This is a genomic window from Streptomyces sp. NPDC056580, from assembly GCF_042793175.1.
Classification (GTDB): domain Bacteria; phylum Actinomycetota; class Actinomycetes; order Streptomycetales; family Streptomycetaceae; genus Streptomyces.
Genome location: NZ_JBHTVE010000007.1, coordinates 270,241 through 288,711 on the forward strand (window position 1 = coordinate 270,241; position 18,471 = coordinate 288,711).

Here is an 18,471-nt window from a genome sequence, read left to right on the forward strand (position 1 = left end):
GTACTTCCGAGAGGGACCGACCGTGAGACCACACTCCTCCCGCCGCACCGTGATCAGCTTCGCGACCGCCGTCGTCTCGCTGATGGCGGTCAGTGCCTGCGACGGCGGGTCGGACACCAGCAACGCCGCGCCGGCCGCCGCCGCGAAGGTCGCCGGAGTGACGGTGACGAAGGATCAGGCCCTGCACGACGCACTGCCCGCCGCCATCAAGAGGTCCGGCACGGTCCGCGTCGCCACGGACGTTCCCTACGCGCCCTTCGAGATGTTCGTCAGCGAGGGCGGCAAGGAGATCACCGGACTCGACTACGACCTCGGTCAGGCCATCGGCGTCAAGCTCGGCGTGAGGTTCGCCTTCACGCCGCAGAAGTTCGACGGCATCGTGCCCGCCCTCCAGGCCGGCAAGTTCGACGCCGCCATGTCGGCGATCACCGACAACAAGGACCGCCAGAAGGTGGTCGACTTCGTCGACTACTCCCAGTCCGGGTCCGGCGTCCTGGTCGCCAAGGGCAACCCGAAGAAGATCACCGCGCTGATCGACCTGTGCGGATCGCCGGTCGGCGTGCAGGCCGCCACGAATCAGCTGAGACTGCTGACCGCGACACAGTCGGACTGCGCCGCGGCCGGCAAGCCCAAGATCGCGATCTCCACCTTCCCCAAGGACTCCGACGCCCAGCTGGCGCTGCGGTCGGGCAAGGTCGTGGCCGACGTGCTGACCAAGCCCGCCGCGGGCTGGACCGCGAAGACGGCGGACGGGGGCAAGGCCTTCGAGGTCGTGGAGGACCCGAAGGCGCCGGGCGGCTACAACGCCTCCCCCAACGGCATAGCCGTCAGCAAGAGACTGCCCGGGCTCACCGACGCGGTGCAGAAGGCCCTTCAGGCCCTCATCGACGACGGCACGGCCGCCAAGATCTTCGACAAGTACGGTGTCGCCTCGATCGCCGTCAAGGAAGCCACCCGCAACGCGGCGGTGGACTGACGATGCCCCTCACTTCCGCACCCGTGAGCGCCTCACCGCACCGCGAGTCCGCCCCCGCGGACCTGGAGGTCGTACCGGTGAGGCACTACGGCCGCTGGATCGCCGCCGTGGCGGCCGTGGCGGCCGTCGGCGGCCTGATCGGCTCACTGGCCAAGAACGCCAACCTGCACTGGGACGTCATCGGCCACTACCTCTTCGCCGGGCTCGTCTTCGACGGCTTGGCGACGACGCTGTGGCTGACCGCCGCGGCCATGGCCCTCGGTCTGCTCCTAGGTACTCTGATCGCGGTCATGCGCCTGTCGGCCAACCCCGTCCTGTACGGCCTGGCCTCCCTGTTCGTCTGGGTGTTCCGGGGGACGCCGCTCCTCGTCCAGATCATTTTCTGGGGATATGCGGCGGCGCTGTACAAGAAGGTGCTGATCGGCATCCCGTTCACCGACATCACGTTCGTCCAGGCCGACACCAACTCCCTGCTCACCCCGGCGGTCGCCGCCCTGCTCGCGCTCGGTCTCAACGAAGCCGCCTACGCGAGCGAGATCGTGCGTGCCGGCATTCAGTCCGTCGACGCGGGGCAGACGGAGGCGGCGCACTCACTCGGCATGCGGCCCGCGCTGACCATGCGCCGGATCGTCCTGCCCCAGGCCATGCGGGTGATCATTCCGCCGATGGGCAACGAGACCATCAACATGCTCAAGATGACGGCTCTCGTCTCCGTCATCGCCGCCCACGACCTGATGTCGAACATCCAGGACGTGTACGCGCAGAACTACCAGGTCATCCCCATGCTCGTGGTCGCCAGCATCTGGTACCTGGCTCTGGTCAGCCTGCTGAGCATCCCCCAGGCCTGGATGGAACGCCGCTACGGCCGCGGCACTTCGGGAGCCGGCAGGACCTCACCCCTGCAGCGCATGCTCGCGGGCGCCACCACGCTGGGCCGCGCGAAGAAGGAGTCGAAGCGATGAGCACTCCCATGGTGCACGCACAGGGCGTGCGCAAGCACTTCGGGAAGCTGGAGGTCCTCAAGGGAATCGACCTGACCGTCGGCGCAGGAGAAGTGTGCTGTCTGCTGGGCCCCTCGGGCTCGGGCAAGTCGACGTTCCTGCGGTGCATCAATCACCTCGAGACGGTCGACGGCGGCCGGCTCTCTGTCGACGGCCAGCTCGTGGGCTACCGCCGGCAGGGCGACCGGCTGCACGAACTGCGTGAGAAAGAGGTCGCCTCGCGTCGACGCGATATCGGCATGGTCTTCCAACGGTTCAACCTCTTCCCTCATCTGACAGCCCTGGAGAACGTGACCGAGGCACCCGTGCGCGTCACCGGCGCCGGCCGCGCCGAGGCCCGGGAGGACGGTATGCGCCTGCTGGAGCAGGTCGGCCTCGCCAACCGCGCCGGGCACTACCCCGCGCAGCTCTCCGGAGGACAACAGCAGCGGATCGCCATCGCCCGTGCCCTGGCCATGAAACCGAAGCTCATGCTGTTCGACGAACCGACCTCGGCACTCGACCCGGAGCTCGTCGGCGACGTCCTCGACGTCATGCGGCAACTCGCGGCCGACGGCATGACCATGGTCGTCGTCACCCATGAGATCGGCTTCGCCCGCGAGGTGGGCGACACCGCCGTCTTCATGGACGAGGGCGTCGTCGTCGAGGCCGGACACCCGCAGCAGGTCCTGGTCGATCCCGAGCAGGAACGCACCCGCGGATTCCTCTCGAAGGTCCTGTGAGCGCCTCGGTCCGTCAGCAGCCCCGCATGGCCGCACTGCTGACGCTCGCCCGTGCCCAGGAGACGCGGTTCCTGGAGGAACTCGCCGAACTCGTCGCGATCGACTCCGGGTCGTACAGCCCCGCGGGCATCAACCGCGTCGGTGACATCGTTGGGCAGCGGCTGCGCGCCACGGGCTTCGACACCCGGCGCGTCAGTCCGCCGCCCGTCGGCACCCGCCAGACCGGTGACCTGGTCGTGGCGCGTAAGAAGGGATCGCTCTCCGTCGCGGACGGCGGCCGCCGCATCCTCCTCGTCGCCCATATGGACACGGTGTTCGAGGACGGGACGGCCGCGGCGCGCCCGTTCGCCATGGTCGGCCCGCACGCCCGCGGACCGGGAGTCAGCGACGACAAGGGTGGACTGGTCGCCGGTCTCACGGCGCTGCGCATCCTCGAGGACGCGGGTTTCCACGAGTACGCCGAGCTCGTGTTCCTGGCCGTGCCCGACGAAGAGATCGGCTCTCCGGCCAGCCGTCCCCTCACCGAAGAGACGGCGCGCGGCATGCACTACGCCTTGGCGCTCGAGTGCGCTCGGGAGAACGGCGACGTCGTGATCGCCCGTAAGGGTGTGGCCGATTTCCGGCTCACCGTCACGGGGCGTGCCGCCCACGCCGGCATCGAACCGGAACGCGGTGCGAACGCCGCGCTGGAAGCGGCCCACCTCACCGTCGCACTGCAAGGGCTCAACGGCCGCTGGGACGACGTGACGGTCAACGTGGGCATGGTGCACGCCGGCACCCGCATCAACATCGTCTGCCCGGAGGCCGAACTGCACGTCGAGGTCCGCTCGGCGACGACCCGGGGCATCCGACAGGCCCGGCGGGCGATCGAGGAGCTCGCCGCGCGCCCAGCCGTGGCAGGGACCACCGTGACGGTGGAACAGCTCGACCTCTGCCCGCCGATGGAGGACACCGACGCCTCTCGGGAGATCCTGCGGGCCACCCAGTCCATCGGCAAGGAGATGGGGTTGTCCATCGGGGCTGCCATGACCGGCGGAGTCGGCGACGCCAACCTCATCGCCGGTGTGGGAGTGCCCGTTCTCGACGGACTCGGACCGGTCGGCGGCGGCGATCACAGCCCGCAGGAGTGGCTGGACACCACCACGGTCGTCACCCGCGTCGCCCTGCTCGCCTCGCTCATCGCCGAACTCGGCTGCGCGTACTCCCCGGCCGGCTGACCCGGCGAACGCAGGCCGGTGCGTCCCGCCGTCCTTCTTGCCGCGCACGGTCTCTCGGTCGCCGGCACCGCGGACGTGCAGCCGCGCCGCGATCGGGCTCGGCGAGGCCTACGTACGGCACTTCTCCCCCGCCCTCACACACCCTGGAGGCACCTCGTGAAAACCCCGCACAGAGCCGGCCGCACCGTACTGACCGCAGGCACCGCGCTCCTCGTGGCTCTGGCAGCCGGGTCGGCAGCCGTGGCCCATCCGGCCGCCGAGCACCGCTCCGCCGGGTCCCTCGTCCTGGTCGGCGGTGGGCTGAAGGACGACAACGACCAGGTGTACGGCGAGATCATCGACCGGGCCGGAGGCGAGGGACACGCACGGATCGGTGTGCTGACCGCCGCCTCGGTGCCGGAGAGCCAGGACCCCCACGCGGGTGACCCGGCCACCTGCTCCAACTCCGCGTGCAACGGGGCCTATTACGCCGACCTGTTCACCCGTCACGGCGCGGCCGACGCGCAGTGGATCCCCGTCGACATCGATCACGTCTCCGCCGCCGACTCCGACCATGTCGTCGCCCAGGTCAACAGCATGACCGGGTTCTTCTTCGGCGGCGGGGACCAGTACCGGTACGTGACCAGCCTGCTGCACGGCTCCGCACACACCGACTCCAAGGTGCTGGCCGCCGTCCGCGCGAAACTCGCCGAGGGTGCGGTCGTGGCCGGATCGAGCGCCGGCGCCCAGATCGCGGCCGGAGCAGACATGATCACAGGCGGCGACTCCTACGAGGCTCTGCGGGACGGCAGCACCCCCGGCTACTTCGAGGACGCGTCGAAGCTCGCCTACCTGCCCGAGGGCGGCTTCGGCTTCCTGCGCTCGGGACTGCTGGACACCCACACCGGCACTTCCGGACGCGAGGGCCGCTCGCTGCGTCTGGCCGCCGACACGGGCCACCAGCGGGTCTACGCCCTGGAGGAGAACACCGCGCTCGTCGTCGAGCATCCGGGCTCACCCGACGAGAGCATGCGCGTGGTCGGACCCCAGGGACTCGCGGTGTTCGACCTGCGGCACGCGCGCGCCGTGCAACGCGGTGACGGCTGGTCGCTCACCGGGGCGACGTACGACTACCTCACCGACGGCGACCGCTACGAACCACGCCACTGGCGGGTACGGGCCGCTTCCGGCAAGAAGCGGCTCCGCCCGCACGACCTCGACGCCGTGCCGGCCACCAACGACGTGTTCCACTCACCCGCCGACGACGACGGTGTCCCCTACAGCTTCCTGGGCACCGCGCGCGCCCTCGCGCAGACCGCGGGCCGGCGCGAGGCCACCGCCACCACTTTCGAGTCCGGCCCGCGGTTCACCGTGACCTTCGACAAGTACCGGCACTTCGTCCCGCTCACGACTGACGGCACGACGGCGGACACCTTGATCGGGATGACCGTGTCCATCTCGCCCGAGTGACCACACCACCCGGGCGGGTCCGCCGGGGGCTCCTGAGCGTCGATGGAGCCCCCGGTGAGCGGACGGACGGCGGCGGATCGCTCGGGACCGCGGTCCACCACGGGCGCTCCTCTGCCCCCGACCTGCCCGGTAGGCTTCACGGACAAGGCCCTCGCGGCTCGGAAAAGGAACTTCACGATGGCTTCTGCCACACTGGCCGACGAGATCCGGCTCAAGCTGGGTGAACTCAGCCCAGCCGAACGCAAGGTCGGCCGGGTCATGCTGGCGGGATACCCGGCAGCCGGATTCGAGACCATCGCGACCATCGCGGAACGTGCCGCAGTCAGCGCACCGACCGTGCTCAGGTTCGTGGGACGCCTCGGCTTCCGCGGCTACCCAGACTTCCAGGCGGCGCTGCGCGACGAACTCGAGGCCCGCAGTGCCTCACCGCTTTCGCTGTACGAGTCGGCGCCCCTCACCCGGTCCGACGACTCCGGCGACGTGGAAGGCAACGAACCGCTGCTGACGAGCGGCAGCCGGCTGTTCGCGGCGGCGCTCACCCGGTCCCTGGCCGAACTCCCGCCGCACGACCTGGACCGGGCGACCCAACTCCTCGCCGACCCCAAGCGGCGGATCGTCCTGGCGGGCGGCCGGTTCACCCACCTACTGGCGCAGTACCTCGGTCTTCACCTCATGCAACTGCGCGACGACGTGGCCTTCCTGCCGGACCGTGACGTCGAGCGCACCGCCGCCCTGGCCGCGCTGACACGGCGCGATGTCCTCGTCGTGTTCGACTACCGGCGCTACGAGGACGACAAGGTAGCCATGGCCCAGCTCCTGCGGGACCGGGGCGGCAAGGTGGTCCTGTTCACCGACACCTGGCTCTCCCCGGTGACCGCCCACGCAGAGGTTGTCCTGCCCAGCCAGGTCACGTCCCCCTCACCGTACGACAGCCTGGTTCCGACGATGGCCGTGATCGAGACCGTCGTCGCGGCTGTCATCCTGTCGCTCGGCGAGACGGCGCACCAACACCTGCGGAACGGTGAGGACGTCGCCCAGAGGATCGGCCTGGTCTGACCGCTCGGACGACCGCGACCAGCCTCGGTCGTCGCAGGGGTCCTCCCTCTCGTGGTGAGGGGTACGGGGGACGGCACGCAGCACCGGCCCCCGCAGATGCCGGCTCTGGGTCAGCAGCTCCGGCAGCCGGCATGCTCGCTCAGGTATCCGGAGCGCTGCTGTCCGCCGCAAGGCGGGTGAGCCACTCGCGCAGCAGGTACCGCTCGGCGTCACTCAGGACACCGGCGTCGTCGGGGAGCGCGGCGCGCAGCGCGCGGGCCGCTGCGGCGGGGCCGGTCTCCGCGGCGGGGACCGTGGGTTCGACGCTGGTGATGGCGGCGACCATGGCCTCGCGGAGGGCGGTCAGCAGGGCCGGCTTGCGGCGGTCTGCCGGGGTGGAGTGCCAGGTGGTGACCGCGCCTCGGCCGGTGGCCTGGATGATCTGGGCAGCCAGCTCCTCGTCGACCCGCAGCCACCCACCGGCTGCCAGTCGGCGCACCCGGCTGTGGAGGATCTCCAAGCCTGCGCGGTGTGCCATGTCCGCCCCACGGCCGGTGGCCCTGTCCATCACCGCGAACAGCTCGGGGCGGGAGATTCCGAACTCGACAACCGTGTCCCAGCCGCGGCGGAGATCCTCCACCGCGTCCTGCGGTTCGGAATCGAGCTGCGCGCGTTTGCTCTCCAGGAACTGTGCGTAGCCGTGCTCCGCGACGGCCTCGAGGAGGCCCTCCTTGTCGCCGAAGAGGCGGTAGATCGCCGGCGGCTGCATGCCTGCCGCAGCGGCGACCGCCCGGGTGCTCACCGCGTCCGAGCCACCTTTCTCCAGTAGCTCGACGGCCGCCTCGACGATGCGTCGACGAGGGCTGTCGGTGGTGTCGCGTGTAGGCATGAATCGATGATAACGGATTCTTAATTCCAGCGATATTCCAGTGTTAACGTCTCCGCGATTCCACTGGAAACAACCTCGGGATGTCCCATGATCATCGTGACCGGAGCCACCGGAAAGCTCGGCCGCCGCATCGTCGAACGCCTCCTGGAGCGCGTCCCCGCCGACCGCGTCGGCGTCAGCGTCCGCGACCCCCTCAAGGCCCGGGACCTCGCCGATCGCGGCGTCCGCGTCCGGAAGGGCAGCTTCGACGACCCCGCCTCGCTCGTGCATGCCTTCGAGAAGGCCGAGCAACTGCTCCTCGTCTCCCTCGACCGCACAGGCGAGGAGTGCGTCACGGGCCATCGCACCGCCGTCGACGCCGCCTTGACGGCTCGCGTCGGACGCATCCTCTACACCAGTCAGATGGGCGCGGCCCACGACTCCCGCTTCCAGGCGTGCCGCGACCACGCACGGACCGAGGACATGCTGCGCGCCACCGGCCTGCCCTGGACCGCGCTGCGCAACGGCTTCTACGCGGCCAGCGCCTTGCAGTTCCTTGAGCCGGCCCGCCTCACGGGCCGCATCGCCCTCCCAGCCGACGGCCCCGTCGCCTGGACCGGCCACGACGACCTCGCCGACGCGACCGCCGCAATCCTCGCCGAGGAGGGCCGCTTCGAGGGGCCCACCCCGCCGCTCACCGGCGCGGCGGCGCTCGACTTCGGCGCCGTCGCCGAGATGGCGTCCCAGGCCACCGGCCGGCCCTTCGTGCGCACCGTCGTCCCAGACGACGCCTTCCGCGAGCAGGCCTTGGAGCGCGGCGCCCCGGCCCCGATCGCCGACCTGATGCTGAGCATCTTCGCAGCGGCGCGGAAGGGCGAGTTCACTGCCGTCGACTCGACCCTCGCCGAGCTGATCGGGCGAGAACCCGCCACCTTCGGCACCTTGCTCGAGCGTGCCTGGGCCGAATAGACCCGGTGCGACGCCAAGGGGCGTGTGCCTGCAGGGGCGCACCCGGCCACCGTCTAGATGTCCTGCCCAACGGGCGGACGTGGCCGATCAGGAAGGTGGTCGACGCGGGCAGCGCGGCGTACTCGACACTGACCCGGCTGCCGGACGGCCGGCTCGGCCTGCTCTACGAGCGCGCGGGCTACAAGTACGTCACCTAGTCGTCCTTCGACCTGCAGTGGCTCGGCGGCACCTGCGCGGACATCACCATCACCCCGCCGGCGCCACCGGAAGTGCCACGCTCACGGCGACGTACAAGGCCGACGGCGGGCAGGCTTCGGGCAACCGGACGGTGGCCGTGACGCCGTGACCGAGGGGAAGTGAGGCCGGTGCCCTCCGCGGAGCACCGGCCTCACACCGTCGTGACGGGTTCGCGCGGACCGGCCGGACCGGTCAGCCGACGAACTCGACCATGACGGTCGCCGTGCCGGACACGTGCCGGGCGTCGCCCGCGTAGGTGACCGTGTACTGCGGATACGTGTTCCAGTCGGGCGGGGTGTCCCTGAAGCTGAAGGTGCCGTCCCGCCGGACCTTCACATCCGACAGCTCAACGCCGCTGCGCGTCACCGTGACGACCGCCCTGCGCTTGGGGAAGGGGATCAGCGAGGTCAGTTTCCCCGTCACGGTGACCGGCGTGCCCACGGGGTTCGTCGGCGGGGCGGACAGGGTGATCGTGCTGGATGCCTTGGCGACGTCGGTGACGACGTCGAGGACGACCTCGCCCGAGTAGGGGAAGCGGGTGGCGAACAGCCTGCTGCCGTCGGGCGCCCAGGCCAGGCCCCGGTCGAGCAGGTCGCGGTACCCCGGCGACAGCGAGACCGTGCGGTACGCGGTGGTCTCGCCCGGGCGGTAGAGGTAGACGTCCCAGTCCCCTCCCGCCACGATCCCCGCGGCGACCGTGCCGTGGGAGTCGACGGCGACGGCGTTGGGATACGGCCCGGTGTCGTACCGGACCTCCTCCGACAGGTCCGACAGGTGCCACCGCTGGTGGTAGTAGTCGTGGCCGTCCGCGGTGATGACGCTGCTGCCGTCCGGCGTCACCACCACGTCCTCGACATCGCCGACGGCGTCGCTGGAGGCGGTCTGCCGAAGCGTGCCGGAGCTCACGTCGTACACGCGCATGCCCGCCGCGCCCAGGCTCTCCGCGGCGACGAGCCGGTCCGGCGCGCCCGGCGACGTGGCGAGCCGCGGCTTGCCGTACCAGACGGGGTCGTCGTCCAGGGTGACGGTCGGGGTCGCCCCGGCGATGTCGACCGACCCGATGCCCGCGTCGAAGACGGTGGCCTGGTAGCCGAAGAACAGCCGGCCGCCGGCGAGGGCGACGGTCTCGGGTCCGGTGTCGGCCCCGGTCGGGATGCGCCGGGTCTCGGTCAGGGTCGCGGTGTCGATGACGGCTATCGCGTCGGCGTCCGGGAGCGCCACGTAGAGGGTGGACTCGTCGGGCGACTCGGCCATGCCCCGCGCCCCGTCGAGACCCTCCACCTTCTTCACGACCTGCCCGTCGTGGTCGGTGGCCAGCACCGCGTCGTCGCCGGGCGCGCTGACGTACACACGCCGGCTGTCCGCGAGTGTCTGCCAGTGCGACCGCACGGGCAGCACGACGCTCCCCTGGGTCTGTGCCGCCGCCGTGCCCGGGGCACCGAGCAGCTGGAGCGACGCGGCCGCCAGGACCAGCGCGACACCCGCCGCACGTCTTCGTATTCGCATTCGCACCTTGAACTCCTTCGTGAAGGGATCCGGTCGCACCGGCGCGGCCGGCGAAGCAACTCTAGTGAGACGCACCGACATTGGACCCGAAGGCTGATCGCGTCAGGAGCGCGGCCGGAACACCGGACAGGGCCCCGGCGCAGTGAGCGACAGCCTCGCGCCCAGGCTCTCCGCTCAACCCGGCGAAGTGCGAACTCAGCCCGGATGCGCCCCCACCGGACGAGTGCCAGACTGAAATCACGGGTCCGGTCGTCCGTGGCGAGGAACCCTGACCACCCGCTCCCCGTCCCCTCGGTGGTGCACCCCTCCAGCGGCCGATCCGTTCGCTGGGCCGTCGGGAACCTCCCGTGGCCGTCGACACACACGATCCGCCCACGAGACGGCTCCTGTGCGGGCCGGCTCGTACAAGGCCCAGGAGACACGGAGATGAGCATGTCTGGCTTGCGCGGGGACGTCCGGGAACCGGTTCCGTACGGCGGTGACCTGCCGTGAGCACGAAGGACGGAGGGGCCCGTCCGGCGGACGGAGGACTGGCCGGGCAGACGGTCGTGGTGGTGGGGGGCAGCGCGGGAATCGGTCTGGAGACCGCGCGGGAGGTGCGCGCGGCCGGCGGCGAGGTGGTGCTCGCGGCCCGGAACCCCGATCGTCTCGAGCGGGCGGCGGCGGACCTGAGCCCGCTGAGCACGGCCGTGTTCGACGCCCTGGACACCGATCGTCTTGAGCGCTTCCTGCACGAGCTGCCGGGGCGGGTCGACCATGTGCTGGTCACAGCGGGCAGCCCGTCGTACACGCCCCTCGACGAACTCGACCTGGCCGACGCGGGACGTGACTTCGGTGGCCGTATCGCCATGATGCTGGCGGCGGCCCGGGCGAGCCGGGGGAGGGTCAGGGCCGGGGGAACGCTGCTGTTCATCGGCGGCACCGGCGGCCGGCCGCCCGTGGCCGGGATGGCCGTGACGGGAGCGCTCACCGCGGCGCTGCCGGCGCTGACCGCCAACCTGGCGCTCGAGGTGGCCCCGCTGCGGGGCAACCTCATCGCGGCCGGAGTCGTGGACACACCGCTGTCGGCCTCCCTCCTCGGTGAGCAACTCGAATCCCGCCGCGAACAGTTGCGGAGGACCCTGCCCATCGGCCGGGTGGTGGGCCCGGCGGACGTCGCTTCGCTGGCACTGCACATCATGGCCAACGGCGCCCTGACCGGCGCCACTTACGACATCGACGGCGGCCAGCAGCTCGTCGCTCCGGAGACGACCGCCCGGCTGCCGGTACGACCGGATCGCGCCGCCACCGGGGCCGACGGCCCGGGACCACGGTCGTGAGCCACCCGCACACACAGGAGTCGTCATGCCCGTCCTGCTTATCCAGGGAAAGTTCCGCCTGAAGGACACCAAACCGGACGGGGACACCGTCCACTTCGTCGCCGACGATCCCGACGACTGGAAACTCCTCAGCGACACGCGCCCGGTGCACGCCACCGGCGGCGAAGCGGCCCTCCGCCTCGAAGGCGTCGACGCGCTGGAGACCCACTACGGCGGAGAGCACCAGCCGCTGCGGTTCGGCCACGCCGCCGCGACCGAACTGCTGACCTGGCTCGGCTTCAACACCGTACAGCGCGACTCGCGGGAGAAGGTCACCGCCTCGGCGCCGGAGACCATGCCCGGCTACATCCTCACCGGGGGCGGCGACATCCACAACCGCGCGGTGGCCCTCGTCGGGCGGGGCGGACCGCCCGCGGCCAGCGGGACCGCCGTCATGGTCGACGTGCCGCTGCTGCGGCAGACCGCCAACCACCACCTGGCATCACTGGGCCTGGTCTATCCGACCTTCTACACCAGCCTGTTCCGCGACCTGCGGGAGGAACTCACCAAGGTCGCACAGGACGCCCGGACCGCCGGTCAGGGCCTGTGGCCGCAGGACGTGACCACCTCGGGCATCAAGGTCACCTCCCTGTCCACCATCACCGACGACGTCGTGATCCTGCCCAAGCTGTTCCGGCGTCTGGTGGACTACCTGGACCTGGGCATGTCCGTCTCCTGCTTCACCGCGTATCTCGCCGGCAAGGGGGACACGCTGACGGTCCTGTCCACAGGTGAGCGGCTCGTGGGCCTGCACCACGTCGTCACCGTCACCAACAGCCACTCCGTCCGCATGACGCACCCGGTGGAGGATCTGCTCTTCGACGAGGGCTGAGCGGCGGCGGCGCCAGGCGTCATCCACCTGTCCGCGCGGCCGCCTCGCCGCTCCCGTCCGCGGGCGCCCCGGCCGGCCGGAGGTGCGGGACGGTCCGTCCCGCTTCGACGGCTTGTGGCGTAGCCGCCTGGGCCAGTTCGCGTTCTAGGTCGCCCAGGGCGCGGCGGACCGGTCGGCGTGGGCCCCCAGGCGCAGCAGGATCTCGACGGTGAAGGCGGCCACGCAGGCGTGTTCGGCCAGACGTAACCAGCCGCGCCAGTCGCTGACCACCCCGGTGTACGTCTCCGCGCCCAGCAGTGCGGCGTTGCCGAGGATGAGGCAGAAGACGGTGACCGCGAACCACCGGGCCTCGGTGACGGCGCGGCACCACCGGCCGTCGCGGCCCGCGCCGAGGCGGGCCGCACCGTGGGAATGGCGCACCGGTTCCGCCCCGGGGCCGGGCGCTGCTTCACTTGACGCTTTCGGAACGCCGCCGAACAGCCGGCCGCTTGTCCCGCATGTGCGTTTTCGAGCCTCGACGCACAGGCGGGCCATGGACGTCGGCCGGGGGAAAGCGACGGGCTCCGGTCGATCAGGTCCGGGCCATGGGCGGCTGGGGCGTCCCGCCTCGCTGCGTCGGCCCGTGCGAGGGCAGTCCGTCCCGGGCGGCCGGGCGCAGGAAGCGGATCACGGGGTGACCGGGGGCGTCGCCGACCTCGGCGTGTACGCCGTAGACCTGCTTGATGAGGGCGGGGGTGAGGACCTCGCCCGGGGTGCCTTCCGCGACGGCGCGGCCCTCTCGCAGGACCAGCAGGCGGTCGCAGTACATCGCGGCGAGGTTGAGGTCGTGCAGGGCGATCACGGTGGTCGCCGGCAGGGTGCGGCAGCACCGAATAGACCACGGCTCGACAAGATCCATCTGCCGGGCAAACTCATGCAAGTTATAATATTGCGGCTTTCCGGAAAGAGGTGTTCGATTTAGCCCTTTTCCGCCCTCTCGGCGGTACACCCGTCGAACGGCCGCTGCCGAGACTTCAGCCCGCCATGAAAGCAGGTCCTCAGCATGCCATCTGCGACAGACGATTCCAGCAGGGCCCCGACTCCGGATCCGGCCGAGGACAATGCGTTTTTCCCGTCACCATATTCGCTGAGTCAGTACACCACCTCTAAGACGAATTTCGACGGAGTGCAACACAAGGGCGCCTACACCGGGGGGAAGTGGAAGGTGCTCATGATCGCGGCGGGGGAACGCTACCTTTTGACGCAGAACGGAGCAATGTTCTCCACCGGCAATCACCCGGTCGAGATGCTTCTTCCGGCTCACCACTTGATGGAGGCGGGCTTCGACGTCGACGTAGCCACCGTGGGTGGCTTCCCGGCGAAACTCGAGCTGTGGGCCATGCCGGGAGAGGACGAAGCGGTGCAGGCGACCTATGAGGCCCTCAAGCCGAAGCTGAAGGAGCCCAAGGATCTGGCCGACGTCGTCGCCAACGATCTCGGTGAGGACTCGGACTACATCGCCGTCTTCATCCCGGGCGGGCACGGGGCCGTCGTCGGTCTGCCGACCAGTGAGGATGTCACGAAGACGCTTGACTGGGCTTTGGACAATGACAAGTTCGTCATCACCCTGTGCCACGGGCCGGCCGCACTGCTGGCCGCCTCGCTGGGCAAGGAGGAGTCGCCATTCAAGGGGTACGACGTCTGCGTCTTTCCCGACTCGCTCGACGAGGGGCTGAACCTTGACATCGGCTACCTTCCAGGCCGGTTGCGGTGGCTCGTCGCGAGGTTGCTCCGAGAGCAGGGAGTGAACGTCATCAACGACGACATGACCGGGAAGACGCACCGGGACCGCAAGCTCCTCACTGGTGACAGCCCCCTCGCCTCTCACGGCCTCGGCCTGCTCGCGGCCGACGCGCTTGTCAAAGAGGTTCAGAGCCAGGGCTGATGCACCATCGGTTCGGTCGGGCGGCCTGGATGGTGGACGGGAGCGCCGCTCTCGTCACCGGCTGAGTCGCGCGCGCCTCCCGTATACGCCGTCCGTACAGTGCGCGTACGCATGCGAGCAGTCGGAGCCCGGACCGTAGCTCGACCTGATGCACCGCCCTGCCGATTGCCGGAACCCCCTGCCGGGGGCCAGTCCGGGCTGCACGGTGCCGGGGCCGAAACGGAGCGGCGTCGCAGTGCGGGGAAGGCGGGCTGTCTCGAGGCGGCCGCGAGGAGGACGCCGGCGGTCGCGTGGACACCAGGAATGCGCCGGCACCTGGACCATCGGCCCTGGTCTCCGGTGACCGGCAGCGCTGTCGCGCCCGGCGCCGTGGCAGGGCCCCGGGGACTGTGAAACGCTCGGAAACAGTGGCATATCCGTCCTTCACCGCACGTCGACGGCGGACGAGAGAGCCGGCCCGTCCGTGATGGGGGTTCACCCGGTCCCTGTCCTCTGTTCGCCGAGTGGGGAACACACGATGACGACGACCCAGCACCCGCACGACCACGACGGCCACCAGGATCCGACCCTGTACCGCACCCCGGCGGACGCCGTCGCCGCGCCCGGGGAGGAACTCGCCTACGTCGTCGGGTTCGACCCGGCCGGAGCGCGCCCGGACGCGCTGTTCACCGTCGGCACCGACCCCGGCTCCGTGGCGTACGGCCGGGTGATCGCCCACGCCGAGGTGCCCGGCGTGGGCAACGAACTGCACCACTTCGGCTGGAACGCCTGCTCGAGCGCCCTGGCCCATGCCGGTCACCACCACGCCACGCGCCGCTATCTCATCGTCCCCGGGCTGCGCTCCTCCAAGCTGCACGTCTTCGACACCGTCCCCGATCCCGCCCGCCCCCGCCTGGTCAAGACGGTCGAGCCCGGCGAACTGGCCGCCAAAGCCGGGTACTCGCGCCCCCACACCCTGCACTGCGGCCCCGACGGCGTCTTCCTGTCCTGCCTGGGCGGCGCGGACGGCGCGGACGGCCCCGGCGGCGTGGCGCTGCTGGACCACGAGAGCTTCGACGTGCTGCGCGGCTGGGAAAGCGAGCGCGGGCCGCAGCACCTCGCCTACGACATCTGGTGGCACCTGGCCCAGAACATCGCCGTGACCAGCGAGTGGGGAACCCCTTCCATGATCGAGGACGGTCTCGTCCCCGACCTGCTGCTGGAGCGCCGCTACGGCCACTGCCTGCACTTCTGGGAACTCGGCACCGGCCGGCACCTGCAGCAGGTCGACCTGGGCGACGCCCACCAGATGGTGCTGGAACTGCGTCCCGCCCACGACCCCGAGGCCACCTGGGGGTTCACCAACACCGTGATCGACGTCGAGGACCTGTCGGCCTCGGTGTGGCGGTGGCACCGCGACGGCGAGGACTTCCACGTCACCAAGGTGATCACCCTCCCCGCCGAGCCCGCCCCGGCCGAGGATCTGCCCCCTGCGCTCCAGCCGTTCGGCGCCGTGCCCCCGCTGATCACCGACATCGACCTCTCGGTGGACGACCGGTGGCTGTACGTCTCCGCGTGGGGCACCGGCGACCTCATCCAGTACGACGTCAGCGACCCACGGCAACCCAGGCGGACCGCAGCCGTGCGGCTCGGCGGCATCACCGCCCGCGGACCGCACCCCGCCGCGCCCGACGTGCCTCTGACAGGCGGGGCCCAGATGGTAGAGGTCAGCCGCGACGGGCAGCGCGTCTACCTGACGAACTCCCTGTACGCCGCCTGGGACGAGCAGTTCTATCCCGCGGGCATAGAGCCGTGGATGGTCAAGCTGGACGCCGACACCTCACGCGGCGGGCTGTCGGTGGACGGCCGCTTCTTCCCCCACGGCGAGGACTTCGCCGGCCTGCGCGTGCACCAGACACGCCTGCAGGGCGGTGACGCCTCCTCCGACTCCTACTGCTACCGCCGCTGACCCCGGGGCCGGTAACCGTATCCGGGCCGCCGCCGGAGCGCCCGGACGCCGCCAGCGGCCCGCCGCTGACCTGGGAGAAACCATGCTCTGCGCCTTCGAAGCGGCCGGCACGCTCGGAGTGTGGAGAAGACGGCTCTCGGCCCGCGGCGCGTCTCGAAATCACTGCCTATGAGATAACTAGTAGTGACGCGGAGGGCTGGTACCTGTAACGTGCCTCGCACACTTTCGGCCTGCTGGCCGATATGCGATCAGGGACCGTGATGCAGGAACCTTTCACTCTGCCCGCACCCGCCCCGCAGGAGGAGGCGGCCGTCGGCGTTCCGGCATGGCATGTCCCGAACATGCCCGATGCCGGGTACGGCAAGACGTTCGCACGCCACCTGGTGCCGCTCGCGATGCTGCCCGCCGGGCTGGTCGCCGCGACTGGAGCCGTCGCCGCCGCCCTCCTCGGCACCGCGGGCGTGGCCCACGTCGACAGGGCCGCCTTCTGGGGGCTGCTCACCGGCGCACTGGTGATCGTGTGTGCGATCCTCGTCGGCGCCGGACTCTCCGCCGCCGTGAAGGCCCGCACCATGGAACGCGGTTACACCGAGGTGAGCGGCTTCGCCGCCCGCGGCCAGGCCGAAGTGGCCTGGCTGCGCGCGGAACTGGCGCGCACCCAGGGGCTGCTGGAGCAGCGGCGCCTCGAGGGCGGCCCGGTGCCGGACGGGGCGGCGGACGCCCTGGACGAGGCGGCGGAGGCGCTGGTCGGGGCAGGCGAGGTGCTGGTCGGGCTCGAAGGAGCCGCCTCCGGCCCGCGCGCCGCGAAGGCCCGGGAAGCAGTGGCAGAGCCGCACGGCGGCGAGCACTTCGAGGTCTTCGCCAACATGGCCCGCCGGCTCGAGTCCCTGGTGCACCGCGAGATCGGGCTGCTGGACGACCTGGAGAACGAGGTCGAGGACCCGGCGCTGCTGAAGGGCCTGTTCCGGGTGGACCATCTGGCCACCCGCATCCGCCGCTACGCCGAGAACCTGGCCGTGCTCGGCGGGGCCGTCTCGCACCGCCTGTGGACCCAGCCGGTCAGCATGGCCGACGTGATGCGCTCCGCAGCCGCCGAGATCGAACAGTACGGGCGGGTCAAGATGGTTCCCCCGGTCGAGGGGACGGTCCGCGGACACGCCGTCGTCGACGTGGTCCACCTGCTGGCCGAACTGGTCGAGAACGCAACAGTGTTCTCCCCTCCCCACACCCAGGTCCTGCTGCGCGCCGAGCACGTCACCGCCGGGCTGGCGATCGAGGTCGAGGACCGCGGCCTGGGCATGGACTCCTCCGAGCGCAACCTGATGAACTCCCTGCTCGACTCGCCCGACGCGGTGACCCTGGACGAACTGCTCACGGACGGCCGGATCGGCCTCTACGTGGTCTCCGCGCTCGCCCGACGGCACGGCGTCGCCGTACGCCTGCAGAACAACGTCTACGGCGGCACCCAGGCGGTCGTCGTACTCCCGCACGCACTGCTGGGCGGTCCGGAGGACACGACGGAGACGAGCCGGCAGCCGGCGGGCACCGGCACCCCGGCCCCACACGGCCCCACGGCCCCACCCGCCCACGGCCGCGCCGCGGACGCGGCGGGAGCGGCGGAGCGGGTACGGGAGGCGGTCGCGAGTTCCGTACGCGCCTCGTCCTCTCCGGAGGCTGGCTCCCCGCAAGCCCCCGGCAGACGGCCTGCGAACCCCGCGGACCATGCGGCTACCGCTGACCGTGCGCACACCGCGGACCCGGACACCACCGCGCCCGAGTCCAGCCGCCCGTCCCTCCCCAAGCGCCGCCGCCAGGAACACCTCGCCCCGGAACTGCGGGACACACCTTCCGCGGAGGTGCCGGCCGAGGAAGCCGACCACGACCCGGGCCTGATGGCCGCCTTCCGAACAGGCGTCCGCCGGGCCGAGGAAACCGAGCACGACGAGGAAGCGAGGCCGGCCGAGGAGCCGACGGCCGCCGCCCCGGACCCCGCCGTCTAGCAGATACACGTCACTGAGGAGCTGTACGCAATCGTGGTGAGCGAAGACCTTTCTTGGCTGTTGACCGGCCTCCTGCAGCGTGTGCCGCACACGCGCAGCGCACTGCTGTTGTCCTCCGACGGCCTGGTGATGGCCCAGGACGGACTGGACACGGACGCGGCGGACCACCTGGCGGCCCTGTCCAGCGGGCTCTACTCGCTGGCCCGCAGCGCCGGCAAGCGTTTCGACGACGGCGGCGACGTACGGCAGATCGTCACCGAACTCAGCAACTCGCTGCTGTTCGTCTCGGCCGCCGGGCAGGGCGCCCTGCTGGCGGTGCTCGCCGGGCACGAGGCGGACGTGGCGGTGCTGGGCTACGAGATGACCATGATGGTGAAGGGCGTCCGCCGCCATCTGGGGGCCTCTCCGCGCCAGTCGGTGGGGCAGTGA

At 70.8% G+C, this 18,471-nt stretch carries 15 protein-coding genes and 3 pseudogenes; 14 read left to right on the top strand and 4 right to left on the bottom strand.

Annotated features, from left to right (window positions below; genetic code table 11):
• Nucleotides 1-22: 22 nt before the first annotated feature.
• The 6 genes from ACFQ9Z_RS17620 to ACFQ9Z_RS17645 all read left to right on the top strand — a co-directional run bounded on the left by ACFQ9Z_RS17620 (nt 23) and on the right by ACFQ9Z_RS17645 (nt 6,421).
• Nucleotides 23-976 (top strand): ABC transporter substrate-binding protein, encoded by a 954-nt coding sequence (locus ACFQ9Z_RS17620; protein ID WP_383017857.1) that lies wholly within the window; start codon nt 23-25, stop codon nt 974-976.
• A 2-nt stretch (nt 977-978) separates the two neighbouring features.
• Complete coding sequence (locus tag ACFQ9Z_RS17625) at nt 979-1,938, top strand: amino acid ABC transporter permease (RefSeq protein WP_383017860.1); 960 nt, start codon at nt 979-981, stop codon at nt 1,936-1,938.
• Nucleotides 1,939-1,946: 8 nt separating this feature from the next.
• Nucleotides 1,947-2,699, top strand: coding sequence for an amino acid ABC transporter ATP-binding protein (locus ACFQ9Z_RS17630; RefSeq protein ID WP_383018453.1), 753 nt, complete (start codon nt 1,947-1,949; stop codon nt 2,697-2,699).
• 26 nt (nt 2,700-2,725) lie between these two features.
• Nucleotides 2,726-3,916, top strand: coding sequence for a M20 family metallopeptidase (locus tag ACFQ9Z_RS17635; protein ID WP_383017863.1), 1,191 nt, complete (start codon nt 2,726-2,728; stop codon nt 3,914-3,916).
• Between the two features lie 213 nt (nt 3,917-4,129).
• Nucleotides 4,130-5,365 carry a cyanophycinase gene (locus ACFQ9Z_RS17640; RefSeq protein WP_383017866.1) on the top strand — a complete coding sequence of 412 codons (1,236 nt, stop codon included), beginning with the start codon at nt 4,130-4,132 and terminating at the stop codon, nt 5,363-5,365.
• Between the two features lie 177 nt (nt 5,366-5,542).
• Complete coding sequence (locus tag ACFQ9Z_RS17645; protein WP_383017869.1) at nt 5,543-6,421, top strand: MurR/RpiR family transcriptional regulator; 879 nt, start codon at nt 5,543-5,545, stop codon at nt 6,419-6,421.
• A 139-nt stretch (nt 6,422-6,560) separates the two neighbouring features.
• Here the strand turns inward: ACFQ9Z_RS17645 and ACFQ9Z_RS17650 are convergent, their stop codons facing one another.
• The gene (locus ACFQ9Z_RS17650) at nt 6,561-7,289 is read right to left on the bottom strand and encodes a TetR/AcrR family transcriptional regulator (protein WP_383017872.1); all 729 of its coding nucleotides are present in this window, start codon (nt 7,287-7,289) and stop codon (nt 6,561-6,563) included.
• Between the two features lie 87 nt (nt 7,290-7,376).
• On the opposite strand from ACFQ9Z_RS17650, the gene ACFQ9Z_RS17655 reads away from it, so the two are divergent.
• Together ACFQ9Z_RS17655 and ACFQ9Z_RS17660 are read left to right on the top strand one after the other, a co-directional pair.
• Entirely contained in the window at nt 7,377-8,237 is an 861-nt protein-coding gene (locus tag ACFQ9Z_RS17655) for an SDR family oxidoreductase (RefSeq protein ID WP_383017875.1), read from the top strand.
• Between the two features lie 68 nt (nt 8,238-8,305).
• A pseudogene (locus ACFQ9Z_RS17660) lies at nt 8,306-8,583 on the top strand (exo-alpha-sialidase); the annotation flags it as partial.
• A gap of 83 nt (nt 8,584-8,666) precedes the next feature.
• On the opposite strand, the gene ACFQ9Z_RS17665 reads toward ACFQ9Z_RS17660, so the two are convergent.
• Nucleotides 8,667-9,980 carry a hypothetical protein gene (locus tag ACFQ9Z_RS17665; RefSeq protein WP_383017878.1) on the bottom strand — a complete coding sequence of 438 codons (1,314 nt, stop codon included), beginning with the start codon at nt 9,978-9,980 and terminating at the stop codon, nt 8,667-8,669.
• 488 nt (nt 9,981-10,468) lie between these two features.
• Between ACFQ9Z_RS17665 and ACFQ9Z_RS17670 the strand changes: the two genes are divergently transcribed.
• Both ACFQ9Z_RS17670 and ACFQ9Z_RS17675 read left to right on the top strand, forming a co-directional pair.
• Nucleotides 10,469-11,299 (top strand): SDR family oxidoreductase, encoded by an 831-nt coding sequence (locus ACFQ9Z_RS17670; RefSeq protein WP_383017881.1) that lies wholly within the window; start codon nt 10,469-10,471, stop codon nt 11,297-11,299.
• A 25-nt stretch (nt 11,300-11,324) separates the two neighbouring features.
• Nucleotides 11,325-12,170, top strand: a complete 846-nt coding sequence (locus tag ACFQ9Z_RS17675) for a nuclease (protein WP_383017884.1) — start codon at nt 11,325-11,327, stop codon at nt 12,168-12,170.
• Between the two features lie 168 nt (nt 12,171-12,338).
• On the opposite strand, the pseudogene ACFQ9Z_RS17680 reads toward ACFQ9Z_RS17675, so the two are convergent.
• Both ACFQ9Z_RS17680 and ACFQ9Z_RS17685 read right to left on the bottom strand, forming a co-directional pair.
• Nucleotides 12,339-12,583: pseudogene (locus ACFQ9Z_RS17680) on the bottom strand (ion transporter); the annotation flags it as partial.
• A gap of 158 nt (nt 12,584-12,741) precedes the next feature.
• Nucleotides 12,742-13,026, bottom strand: a pseudogene (locus ACFQ9Z_RS17685) (hypothetical protein); the annotation flags it as partial.
• Nucleotides 13,027-13,212: 186 nt separating this feature from the next.
• On the opposite strand from ACFQ9Z_RS17685, the gene hchA reads away from it, so the two are divergent.
• The 4 genes from hchA to ACFQ9Z_RS17705 all read left to right on the top strand — a co-directional run bounded on the left by hchA (nt 13,213) and on the right by ACFQ9Z_RS17705 (nt 18,471).
• Nucleotides 13,213-14,094: a glyoxalase III HchA gene (gene hchA, locus ACFQ9Z_RS17690; RefSeq protein ID WP_383017887.1), complete on the top strand. Its 882-nt coding sequence runs from the start codon at nt 13,213-13,215 to the stop codon at nt 14,092-14,094.
• Nucleotides 14,095-14,611: 517 nt separating this feature from the next.
• Nucleotides 14,612-16,042, top strand: coding sequence for a selenium-binding protein SBP56-related protein (locus ACFQ9Z_RS17695; RefSeq protein WP_383017891.1), 1,431 nt, complete (start codon nt 14,612-14,614; stop codon nt 16,040-16,042).
• A gap of 260 nt (nt 16,043-16,302) precedes the next feature.
• Entirely contained in the window at nt 16,303-18,042 is a 1,740-nt protein-coding gene (locus tag ACFQ9Z_RS17700) for a sensor histidine kinase (RefSeq protein WP_383017894.1), read from the top strand.
• Between the two features lie 33 nt (nt 18,043-18,075).
• The gene (locus ACFQ9Z_RS17705; protein ID WP_365255926.1) at nt 18,076-18,471 is read left to right on the top strand and encodes a roadblock/LC7 domain-containing protein; all 396 of its coding nucleotides are present in this window, start codon (nt 18,076-18,078) and stop codon (nt 18,469-18,471) included.